10 protein-coding genes are annotated in these 10,301 nt (G+C 62.7%); 5 read left to right on the plus strand and 5 right to left on the minus strand.

Annotated features, from left to right (window positions below):
* Positions 1–176 precede the first annotated feature (176 nt).
* The gene (gene lgt / locus BLT65_RS21045) at positions 177–1,082 is read right to left on the minus strand and encodes a prolipoprotein diacylglyceryl transferase (RefSeq protein ID WP_042316925.1); all 906 of its coding nucleotides are present in this window, start codon (positions 1,080–1,082) and stop codon (positions 177–179) included.
* A gap of 73 nt (positions 1,083–1,155) precedes the next feature.
* Positions 1,156–2,118, minus strand: coding sequence for a LysR family transcriptional regulator (locus BLT65_RS21050; RefSeq protein WP_091780505.1), 963 nt, complete (start codon positions 2,116–2,118; stop codon positions 1,156–1,158).
* 186 nt (positions 2,119–2,304) lie between these two features.
* Between BLT65_RS21050 and ilvD the strand changes: the two genes are divergently transcribed.
* Together ilvD and BLT65_RS21060 are read left to right on the plus strand one after the other, a co-directional pair.
* Positions 2,305–3,978 carry a dihydroxy-acid dehydratase gene (gene ilvD, locus BLT65_RS21055; RefSeq protein WP_091780508.1) on the plus strand — a complete coding sequence of 558 codons (1,674 nt, stop codon included), beginning with the start codon at positions 2,305–2,307 and terminating at the stop codon, positions 3,976–3,978.
* Between the two features lie 160 nt (positions 3,979–4,138).
* Entirely contained in the window at positions 4,139–4,462 is a 324-nt protein-coding gene (locus BLT65_RS21060; protein WP_091780511.1) for a c-type cytochrome, read from the plus strand.
* 28 nt (positions 4,463–4,490) lie between these two features.
* Here BLT65_RS21060 and BLT65_RS21065 read toward each other — a convergent pair whose 3' ends face one another.
* The 3 genes from BLT65_RS21065 to BLT65_RS21075 all read right to left on the minus strand — a co-directional run bounded on the left by BLT65_RS21065 (position 4,491) and on the right by BLT65_RS21075 (position 7,258).
* Positions 4,491–5,204, minus strand: coding sequence for a DUF2486 family protein (locus tag BLT65_RS21065; RefSeq protein ID WP_091780513.1), 714 nt, complete (start codon positions 5,202–5,204; stop codon positions 4,491–4,493).
* A gap of 79 nt (positions 5,205–5,283) precedes the next feature.
* A complete protein-coding gene (locus BLT65_RS21070; protein WP_042316918.1) occupies positions 5,284–5,700 on the minus strand; it encodes a DNA polymerase III subunit chi in 417 nt (138 codons plus the stop codon).
* Between the two features lie 46 nt (positions 5,701–5,746).
* Entirely contained in the window at positions 5,747–7,258 is a 1,512-nt protein-coding gene (locus BLT65_RS21075; RefSeq protein ID WP_007582466.1) for a leucyl aminopeptidase, read from the minus strand.
* A 136-nt stretch (positions 7,259–7,394) separates the two neighbouring features.
* On the opposite strand from BLT65_RS21075, the gene lptF reads away from it, so the two are divergent.
* From lptF to BLT65_RS21090, 3 genes are read left to right on the plus strand one after another with little or no spacing between them, the layout of a single operon-like run.
* Positions 7,395–8,504: an LPS export ABC transporter permease LptF gene (gene lptF, locus BLT65_RS21080; RefSeq protein ID WP_042316914.1), complete on the plus strand. Its 1,110-nt coding sequence runs from the start codon at positions 7,395–7,397 to the stop codon at positions 8,502–8,504.
* Between the two features lie 3 nt (positions 8,505–8,507).
* The gene (lptG, locus tag BLT65_RS21085) at positions 8,508–9,656 is read left to right on the plus strand and encodes an LPS export ABC transporter permease LptG (protein ID WP_042316912.1); all 1,149 of its coding nucleotides are present in this window, start codon (positions 8,508–8,510) and stop codon (positions 9,654–9,656) included.
* A 29-nt stretch (positions 9,657–9,685) separates the two neighbouring features.
* Complete coding sequence (locus BLT65_RS21090) at positions 9,686–10,066, plus strand: sirohydrochlorin chelatase (protein ID WP_091780516.1); 381 nt, start codon at positions 9,686–9,688, stop codon at positions 10,064–10,066.
* The last annotated feature ends 235 nt before the right edge of the window (positions 10,067–10,301 follow it).

The raw sequence follows: 10,301 nt of genomic DNA on the forward strand, positions 1-10,301 counted from the left end.
AAACACACGTGCTGGCGGTGTTAGCCGCTTTCTTTTGCCTACTTTTCTTTGCGGCGGCAAAGAAAAGTAGGTGCCGCCCCGCACAGGGGCGACGCCTGAAGCACGCTAACGAATCGCGGATGCCAACGCAAAGACAAGCAAACCACCCCAGCGTCGCAGACAGAAAAAAAACCACATCAACCTACATTAACAGCCCGCGCAGCCTCACGCCCATTCCGCCGATAAGCCCACACCAACATCAACACCCCAGCAATCACCATCGGCAGCGACAGCCACTGTCCCATGGACAGCCCAAACGCCAGCAGCCCGAGAAAATCATCCGGCTCACGCGCAAACTCGACCGTAAAGCGAGCAAGACCATAGCCGATGAGAAAGACAGCCGAAGCAGCCCCAACAGGCCGCGGCTTACGCGTAAAAAACCACAGCACAAGAAACAGCACCACACCTTCAAGCGCGATCTCATACAACTGCGAAGGATGCCGCGGCAGCATGTGATATTGCGCAAACACCTCACTGAGATGCCACTGCGCGGCCTGCGCCGGATGCGCCGCCAACCAGCCTGCGTCTTCATTCGCGGCACCGGGGAACAGCATCGCCCAAGGCGCATCGGGCGACGTCACCCGCCCCCACAACTCACCATTGATGAAGTTACCCAGCCGCCCAGCAGCAAGGCCGGTAGGCACCATCGGCGCGACAAAATCGGTCACCTGCAGCCACGTACGCTTACGCTGCCACGCGAACAACACCATCGCCAGCGTCACGCCGAGAAACCCGCCATGAAACGACATGCCCCCTTCCCAGACCTTGAAGATGTCCAGAGGATGCGCGAAGTACCAACTCGCCTTATAGAACAGCACATAACCAAGCCGCCCGCCGAGTATCGTGCCGAGCACGCCATAAAACAGCATGTCGTCGATATCCTTCGGGGTCCAGCCTTGTGCCGCGACATGCGGCAAACGCAGCCGCAACCGGCCCACGACGATCGCCATGACAAAGGCGACCAGGTACATCAGGCCATACCAGCGGACGGCCAGCGGTCCCAGATGAATGGCGATGGGATCGAAATTCGGGTGAATGTGCATCGTATCGTTATAGGGGTTCGGTAATCTGGAAACTCAAGCGCATTGGACGCGCCGCGCCGCAAAGGGTTCGCCGCTAGCCGGCAAGCACATCGGCATGAGCACGCACGATGTCGATGAAACCGGCCAGCACAGGGCTCACTTCCGCCGTGCGCCACACGAGCCCGGTGACAACGGCCGGCACGGCCTCACGCAACGGACGATACACGACGCCCGTGCGCCGCAGGTTACGCAAGGATTGCGGCACCAGCGCGACACCCATGCCCGCGGACACCAGGCTCACGATCGTCTGCATCTGGATCGCTTCCTGGCCGATGTGCGGCGTCAGGCCGGCCGCGCCGTAGCAATCCATAATGATGTCATAAAAGCCTGGCGCGAGACGCCTTGGGAAAACGACCAGCGGCGCGTCACCCGCTTGCGCGAGGCTCAACGGCTCGTCGCGCCATTCGGCCACGCCCGCCCCGCTGCCCCCATCGCCGTCGATCCGCGCCGCCATCTCCGTCGACATCGCGATCACCAGCGGCTCGCGCGCCAGCGGCAGCCACGACAGCTGCGACGCATAGCGCGGCGGCAGCGGCCCGATCACCAGACCTGCATCGACGCGCCCCGCGACCAGCTCGTCGATCTGCACGTCGCTGGTCGCTTCGAGCAGTTCGAGCCGCACGCGCGGATGGCGCGTGCCGAACTCGCGCAACAGCGGCGGCAACAGCCCGTAATCCGCCGTCGACACGAACGCCAGCGACAGCACGCCCGCCTCGCCGCGCGCAAGACTCTGCGCCAGCGGCCGCAGCCCTTCCGCGCCCGCCAGCAGCCGCCGCACCTCAGGCAGCAGATCCGCGCCGACCGACGTCAACTCGACGGAGCGCTTGGTGCGCGCGAACAGTTCGACGCCCAGCGTGTCTTCGAGCGCACGGATCGCCTGCGACAGCGGCGGCTGCGTCATCGACAGCCGCGCCGCCGCGCGCCCGAAGTGCTTCTCTTCGGCGACGGTCACGAAATAGCGCAACTGGCGGAGATCGGGGACGGCAGGCAGGCTCATTGATACATTTTACGACCTAATCGATGCTGAATAATATATTGGACATTCTTTTGCAGAAACTCCATTCTTGCCCAACGCGCCCGAACTAGACTAAAGAACCCGCGCTGGAACCGCCCAGGCCGTTGCGCCGCAAGCGGGAAGCGAGCCGATCGGCGCGCACATCAAAACAACTGGATGGAGCTCCCCATGCCGTACAACCGTCGTTCGAAGAACATCACGCAAGGCGTCGCGCGTTCGCCGAACCGCTCGATGTATTACGCGCTCGGCTACCAGAAGGAAGACTTCGACAAGCCGATGATCGGCGTCGCCAACGGCCACTCGACCATCACGCCGTGCAACGCCGGCCTGCAACGCCTCACCGATGCCGCCGTCGAAGCCGTCAAGCGCTCCGACGCGAACCCGCAGACTTTCGGCACGCCGACCATCTCCGACGGCATGTCGATGGGCACGGAGGGCATGAAGTACTCGCTGGTGTCGCGCGAAGTGATCGCCGACTGCATCGAGACCTGCGTGCAAGGCCAGTGGATGGACGGCGTCGTCGTGATCGGCGGTTGCGACAAGAACATGCCGGGCGGCATGATCGGCCTCGCGCGGATGAACGTGCCGGGCATCTACGTGTATGGCGGGACGATCAAACCAGGCAAATGGAAAGGCACCGACCTGACCATCGTGTCGTCGTTCGAAGCGGTCGGCGAGTTCACGGCGGGCCGCATGTCGCAGGAAGATTTCGAAGGGGTCGAACAGAATGCCTGCCCGAGCACGGGCTCCTGCGGCGGTATGTACACGGCCAACACGATGAGCTCGTCGTTCGAGGCGCTCGGCATGTCGCTGATGTATTCGTCGACGATGGCGAACCCGGATCAGGAAAAAGTGGATTCGGCCGCGGAATCGGCCCGCGTGCTGGTCGAGGCCGTCAAGAAGGATCTCAAGCCGCGCGACATCATCACGAAGAAATCGATCGAAAACGCCGTCGCGCTGATCATGGCGACGGGCGGCTCGACCAATGCCGTGCTGCACTTTCTGGCCATCGCGCACGCGGCGGAAGTCGAGTGGACCATCGACGACTTCGAGCGGATGCGCAAGAAAGTGCCTGTGATCTGCGACCTGAAGCCGTCGGGCAAGTACGTCGCGACTGACTTGCACCAGGCAGGCGGCATCCCGCAAGTGCTGAAGCTTCTGCTCGACGCGGGCCTGTTGCACGGCGACTGCATGACCATCACCGGCAAGACGATCGCTGAAGAACTGAAGGACGTGCCCAGCAAGCCGCGCGCGGACCAGAAAGTGATCTATCCGATCGACAAGGCGCTCTACAGCGAAGGCCATCTCGCGATCCTTAAGGGCAACCTCGCGGAAGACGGCGCCGTCGCAAAGATCACCGGCCTGAAGAACCCGGTCATCACGGGCCCTGCACGCGTATTCGACGACGAGCAAAGCGCGATGGACGCGATCCTCGCCGACAAGATCAAGGCAGGCGATGTCGTCGTGCTGCGCTATCTCGGCCCGCGAGGCGGTCCGGGCATGCCGGAGATGCTCGCGCCGACGTCTGCGATCATCGGCAAGGGGCTCGGCGAATCGGTCGGCCTCATCACCGACGGTCGCTTTTCGGGCGGCACGTGGGGCATGGTCGTGGGTCACGTCGCGCCGGAAGCGTTCGCCGGCGGCACGATCGCGCTCGTGCAGGAAGGCGACTCGATCACGATCGACGCGCACAAGCTGCTGCTGCAACTGAACGTCGACGACGCCGAACTGCAACGCCGCCGCAGCGCCTGGAAGCAGCCCGCGCCGCGTTACACGCGTGGCGTGCTGGCCAAGTTCGCGGCACTCGTGAAGCCGGCGAACAAGGGCGCTGTCACGGACTGACGCGTCAGCCGTTCCGCGCCGCTTTACTGACGCGGCGCAGCATCGCGGGTTGACGCAAGCAACGCTTCGATAGGCAAAGGGGCACGCGGATCGCCGTGTGCCCCTTTGCTCTTATAATGCGTCCACCACGAGCCGGGCTGAGTCACCGGCGGAGACCATAATGAAATCGAAGTCGTATGCGGCATTCATGCTGGCAGGCACTTTGGCATTCACCGGCACGGCGCGCGCGCAGGCTCCGGGCCTTGCGCTGGCGCAAAAGCAGAACTGCATGAGCTGCCATTCGGTGACACGGCAGTTCATGGGACCTCCGCTGCACGACGTCGCCGCCAGATACGCGGCGCGCGGCGACGCAGTGGCCTACCTCACGCGCAAGATCATGGAAGGCAGCGCGGGCGTCTGGGGACCCGTGCCGATGCCCGCCAACACACAGGTCACGCAGGACGAAGCGATGTCGCTGGCAAGCTGGATTTTGACGCTCAAGTAACGCGCGCACGCACGGCTTATATGCCGGTCTACTTGCTGGTCGTCGAATTACCGAGTTCTTCGCGGATCGCCTCGCGCACCCAACTGAGCATTTCCGTTTCCAGCGCGAGCGCAACCTCGCGCGTGATCTGATTGACGAGCCAGGTCGTGTGATCCTGGAACGCGTCGCGGCAGCGCGCCTCGATCAGATTGCGCCCATCCCCTTTCAGATACGTCGCGAAACGGCCACGCAAACGCTCGGCCAGTATGTCGGCATCGTAGTCGGACCTCGCCGCAGGCGCAGGTACGTGCTCTGCCGGCGCCGTCAGCGAACTCGGCAAAGGCGGCGCGACATACTGCTCGGCCGTCGAACCCGAGCTGAATTCCGCTTCGCCCGGCACGAACTGTGCGGGCTCGCGCATCGGCGCATGTGGCGATTCGTAGATGGAATCGAGAACGGGCACGTCATCGTCAGCGTTAACAGCCGGCGTTTGCGGCTCCGCATGTACGTCGTGCGGCGCTTCATGCAAGTCTTGCGCGTCGGGCGCCGCCGCATGCTTACCACGCGCATGCGAGCCTTCATGAGCATGCGAGCCGCTGCGCTTCGGCCGCTTCGCCTTGGCGTGCGGCTCATGTGGCTCATGTGGCTCATGTGGCTCATGTGGCTCATGTGGCTCATGTGGCGCATGCGGCTCATGGCCCGTCACCATCACATCGGTCAGAACGGGGATGTCTTGATCGGAAGAGTCGGAAGATTGGGACACGAAAACACTCCCTTTAAAGATCGGACGAGCCGGTTCTGCGCGAATCGGACAAGACCGCGCATCGAGCGGACAGAACCCGTCAGGCGCCCTGCTTGTAGTTATTCAGAGCATAGCCGCGATCGCGGTAGAAGCGATAGCGCTCGCGCCCCGCGGCCAGTTCGTCGGGCGCGTTGCCGACGATTTCCAGCAGGCGCTCGAAGCGCGCGAACTGCGACGGCACCGTTGCGCCCAGATTCAACAGTATCTGATGATGCGGCACGTCGTCGAGCGACGACGTCAGCACGACGGGCGTCTGCGCCGCGAGCGGGCTCGAGGCGAGGCAGTGCGGGATGAAGTCGAGTGGCGAGAAGGTCCACAACTGCTCGTCGAACGCGCGCAGGCGCGGCGGTTCGGCCAGCACGACGAGCGGCTGGCCGGCCTGATACGCCTTGCGCACAAGACGGCACGCATACTGCAGCGAATCGCCGACGTTCGAATGAAAGTCGATACGGGTCATCGGCGATCCTGCTCCACTGCTTGATGCGCGATCGGACTGCAACGCGTCATTGTGCAGCGCGGTCGATCAGGAACTGCGACAGCAACGGCACGGGACGGCCCGTTGCGCCCTTCGCCGCGCCGCTCTTCCATGCGGTGCCCGCGATGTCGAGGTGCGCCCACGGATACGCTTCCGTGAAGCGCGACAGGAAGCAGGCCGCCGTCACGCTGCCCGCCGGACGTCCGCCGATATTCGCGAGGTCGGCGAAGTTCGACTTCAGCTGGTCCTGATACTCGTCGTCGAGCGGCAGGCGCCATGCGGGGTCGGAGGCTTCCTTCGATGCGTCGAGCAGTTCGCCCGCGAGCGCGTCATCCTTCGAGAACAGGCCGCTGTTGTGATGGCCGAGCGCGATGATGCACGCGCCCGTCAGCGTCGCGATGTCGATCACGGCGGCCGGCTTGAAGCGTTCGGCATACGTGAGCGCGTCGCACAGGATCAGGCGCCCTTCCGCGTCCGTATTCAGCACTTCGATCGTCAGGCCCTTCATGCTGGTGACGATGTCGCCCGGCTTGGTCGCGTTGCCGGCGGGCATGTTCTCGCAGGTCGGAATAATGCCGACCACGTTCAGCTTCAGGCCCATTTCGGCGACGGCACGCAGCGTGCCGAGCACGGAGCCCGCGCCGCACATGTCGTACTTCATCTCGTCCATGCCGTCGCCGGGTTTCAGCGAAATGCCGCCCGTGTCGAACGTGATGCCCTTGCCGACCAGCACGACGGGCGCGGCCTTCGCGGCGCCGCCCTGATACTGGAGGACGATGAACTGCGGCGGCTCGACGGAACCCCGGGTGACCGACAGGAACGAACCCATCTTGAGCGCTTCGAGCTGCTTCTGGCCGAGCACTTCGACCTTCAGCTTCCAGTCTTTCGCCAGCTTCTTCGCGGTGGTTGCCAGATAGGTCGGCGTGCAGACGTTGCCCGGCAGGTTGCCGAGGTCCTTCGTCAGATCCATGCCGTTCGACAGCGCGACGCCTTGCTTGAGCGCAACCTTCGCGAGCTTCTCGTCAGCCGCGTCGACGCTGAACACGATGCGCTTCAGCGCGCGCGTGCTGTTGTCCGGCTTGCTCTTCATCTGTGTGAACTTGTACGTCAGCTCGCGCAGCGCGAGGATCGCAGCGCGCACGGCCCAATCCGACGAGCGCTCCTTGACGGGCGCCTGAGCCAGCGTGAACGTGACCTGCGTGATCTTCGTGCCGAGGATCGCGCGCCACGCGGCGCGCACGGCGTCGCCGTAGGCCTTCTGCGTGAACGCGTCCTGCTTGCCGAGACCGACCAGCAGCACGCGCGACGCGCCGATGCCCTGCACTTCATGCAGGAACACCGTGCTGCCCGTCTTGCCGTCCATGTCGCCCGCCTTGATGATGCGCGTGAGCAGACCCTTGGTGGCAGCGTCGATTTCCAGCGCCGCGCCCGACAGCGTCTGCGATTCGAACACGCCGATCACGATGCAATCCGATTTTCCGGTAAGGAACCCGTTGGTCGAGCCTTTGCTCCAATCACAGGCTTTTATGCTAAAGTCCATCGCGCTTGTCCTCGGATAAAATCTGGGCTTAGGATGAAAGCCGCAATTATCCGCTATTTTTCCCGCGGCGGCTGCACGAAGGCGTGACGGGGCTCCACCCCGCTGCCTGTCGGAGCGCGCCCTCTCCTCATCAACCATGATTTTTGAACGCTCTCTCCAGCGCGAACTGGCGTATACGGCTGGCGCCGTGTTCATGGTTCTGCTCACGCTGGTCCTGACGACGATGATGATCCGCATCGTCGGCTTCGCGGCGTCCGGTGAAATCGACCCGCGCGACGTGCTCGTGCTGATTGGTCTGACGGTCATCGGCTACCTCGCGATCATGCTGGTCGCGACGCTGTTCGTGTCGATCCTGTTCGTGCTCACGCGCTGGTACAAGGATTCCGAAATGGTCGTGTGGCTCGCCTCGGGTGTGAGCCTCACGCGTTTCATCAAGCCGATCGGCCTGTTCGCGACGCCCATCATCATTCTGATTGCCTTCTTCGTGTTCGTCGGCTGGCCGTGGTCTAACCAGCAGAGCAAGCTGATCCGCGCGCGCTTCCAGCAGCGCGACGAGGTCTCGCTGCTCGCGCCCGGCCAGTTCCGCGAATCGGCGACGAGCCATCGCGTGTTCTTCATCGAGAAGATGTCACCCGATCAGGGCCACGTCGAGAACGTGTTCGTCACCAGCACCGAGGGCGGCAAGGTGAACGTGGTCGTGTCGAAGAACGGCCACACGGAAACGCATAAGAACGGCGACCGCTTCGTTGTGCTCGAAAACGGCCGCCGCTATGACGGCGAACCGGGCCATCCCGACTTCCGCATCATGGAGTTCGAGCGCTACGGCGTGAAGATCCAGAGCCAGCCGGTGGTCAACACGCCGACCACGACAGGCACGCCGACGCTCGACCTGTTCCGCGATCCGACGCGCCAGAATCTCGCTGAATTCGCCTGGCGCGCGGGCTTGCCGTTGATCGCGATCAACCTGATGCTGCTCGCCATCCCGCTCGCGCACCAGAATCCGCGCCGCAGCCGTACGATCAATCTCGTGATGGCCGTGCTGATCTATCTGACGTATTCGAACCTGCTGAACGTCGTGCAGTCGTGGATCGAGCAAGGCAAGATGTCGTTTGGCGTGGGCCTCGTGGGGCTGCATGTCATCGTAGCGCTGGTCGTCGCGTTTATTTTCTGGCTGCGGGTGCGCAACCGGCCGCTCTTCACGCGGGCAACGTTCAGCCGGTCGAGCCGTCCGGCGCAGGGAGCGTGACCCATGCGCATCTATGAAAAGTATTTCGCGCGTCAGGTTTACCTCACGTTCGTCTTCATTCTGTTCGCGTTTTCGGGTCTGTTCTTCTTCTTCGACCTGATCAACGAACTGAACTCGGTCGGCCACGGCAATTACAAGTTCCAGTACGCCGTGCTGCGCGTCGCGCTGCAGACGCCGTCGCGCTTCTACGAAATCATTCCCGTCGCGGCGTTGATCAGCGCGATCTACGTGTTCGCGCAGATGGCGGCGAATTCCGAGTACACGATTTTCCGCGTGTCCGGTCTCGCGACGAACCAGGCGCTGCGATCGCTGCTGAAGATCGGCATTCCGCTCGTGTTCCTCACGTACATCATCGGCGAAGTGGTCGGGCCGTACACGGATCAGTTGTCGGAGCGCGTGCGTCTCGAGGCGCTGGGCTCGTCGGTGTCGAGCAACTTCGAGTCGGGCGTCTGGGTGAAGGACACGCTGACGGCGCGTGCTGACGGCGAACAGGTGACGCGCTTCGTGAACGTCGGGCAATTGCAGCCGGACGCGACCATCTCGAATGTGCGTATCTACGAATTCGATTCGAAGTTCCGTCTGTCGAACGTGCGCATTGCGAAGTCGGGCAAGTATCAGCCGCCCGGCCACTGGCTGCTGACGGACGTCACGGACACCCAACTGATCGACGTCGCGCAGGACGCCAGCAAGCCCGCCGATGCGTTGAACCCGGTGTATCGCGCGAAGCAGGTGACGTTGCCTGAATACTCGCTGCGCTCGGAATTGACGCCGCAGATTTTGTCGGTGCTGCTGGTCGCGCCGGAACGGATGTCGATGTTCAATCTGTTCCGCTATATCCAGCACTTGACCGAGAACCACCAAGACACGCAACGGTATGAGATCGCGCTGTGGCGCAAGGTGCTGTATCCGTTTGCCGTGTTCGTGATGCTGGTGTTGTCGTTGCCGTTTGCTTATCTGCACACACGCGCGGGCGTGGTTGGGGTGAAGGTTTTCGGCGGGATCATGCTCGGGATGAGCTTTCAGCTGTTCAATACGCTGTTCTCGCATATCGGGAATCTGAATACGTGGCCAGCGCCGTTGACGGCGGCGACGCCGGGGTTGATCTATCTCGTGCTCGGGTTAGTCGGCCTAAAATGGGTTGACCGGCACTAGGCTTTTCTTCCTCGCGGGGCGATCGGACGATGGGTGCTCATGGAATTGTGCTGTTCGCACATGGTGCGAGGGACGCCCGATGGGCTGAGCCTTTTGAGCGGCTGTCCGCGCGTTTGGCGGAGTTGCGCGGTGCGTCGGCGGGGCCCGTTTCGCTCGCGTTTCTCGAACTGATGACGCCCGATTTGCCGGGGGCTGTGGCTGGTCAGGTCGCAGCAGGGGTTTCTGTTATCACCGTTGTGCCGGTTTTTTTTGGACAGGGCGGGCATGTTCGGCGAGATCTGCCGGCGATTCTTGAGCAGTGCCGCAGCGCGAATCCTTCCGTTGAGATTCGGTGTGCTACTGCTGTTGGCGAGGACGCCGATGTGATTGAGGCGATTGCTGCGTATTGCCTGCGGCAGGCTTTGGTTTGATTTTGGGTTTTGGTTTGTCTGCGACGCTGGTTGGTGGTTTTGTTTTTTCGCTGGCATCCGCGCTATGCCTTCGTGCTTCGTGCGTTGCCTCTGTACGTTTGCCTTTTCGCTGGCATCCGCGATTTGTTAGCCTGCTTCAAGCGTCGCCCCTGTGCGGGGCGGCACCTACTTTTCTTTGCCGCCGCAAAGAAAAGTAGGCAAAAGAAAGCGGCTAACACCGCCAATCCTTGTTCCT

This window comes from Paraburkholderia steynii (assembly GCF_900100565.1).
GTDB classification, from domain to species: Bacteria; Pseudomonadota; Gammaproteobacteria; order Burkholderiales; family Burkholderiaceae; genus Paraburkholderia; species Paraburkholderia terrae.

Coding starts and splice junctions, on each gene's coding strand:
- BLT65_RS21060 (WP_091780511.1), top strand. CDS start 4,139: ATGAAATCGAAGTCGTATGCGGCATTCATGCTGGCAGGCACTTTGGCA.
- ilvD (WP_091780508.1), top strand. CDS start 2,305: ATGCCGTACAACCGTCGTTCGAAGAACATCACGCAAGGCGTCGCGCGT.
- lptG (WP_042316912.1), top strand. CDS start 8,508: ATGCGCATCTATGAAAAGTATTTCGCGCGTCAGGTTTACCTCACGTTC.
- lgt (WP_042316925.1), bottom strand. CDS start 1,082: ATGCACATTCACCCGAATTTCGATCCCATCGCCATTCATCTGGGACCG.
- BLT65_RS21075 (WP_007582466.1), bottom strand. CDS start 7,258: ATGGACTTTAGCATAAAAGCCTGTGATTGGAGCAAAGGCTCGACCAAC.
- BLT65_RS21070 (WP_042316918.1), bottom strand. CDS start 5,700: ATGACCCGTATCGACTTTCATTCGAACGTCGGCGATTCGCTGCAGTAT.
- lptF (WP_042316914.1), top strand. CDS start 7,395: ATGATTTTTGAACGCTCTCTCCAGCGCGAACTGGCGTATACGGCTGGC.
- BLT65_RS21090 (WP_091780516.1), top strand. CDS start 9,686: ATGGGTGCTCATGGAATTGTGCTGTTCGCACATGGTGCGAGGGACGCC.
- BLT65_RS21050 (WP_091780505.1), bottom strand. CDS start 2,118: ATGAGCCTGCCTGCCGTCCCCGATCTCCGCCAGTTGCGCTATTTCGTG.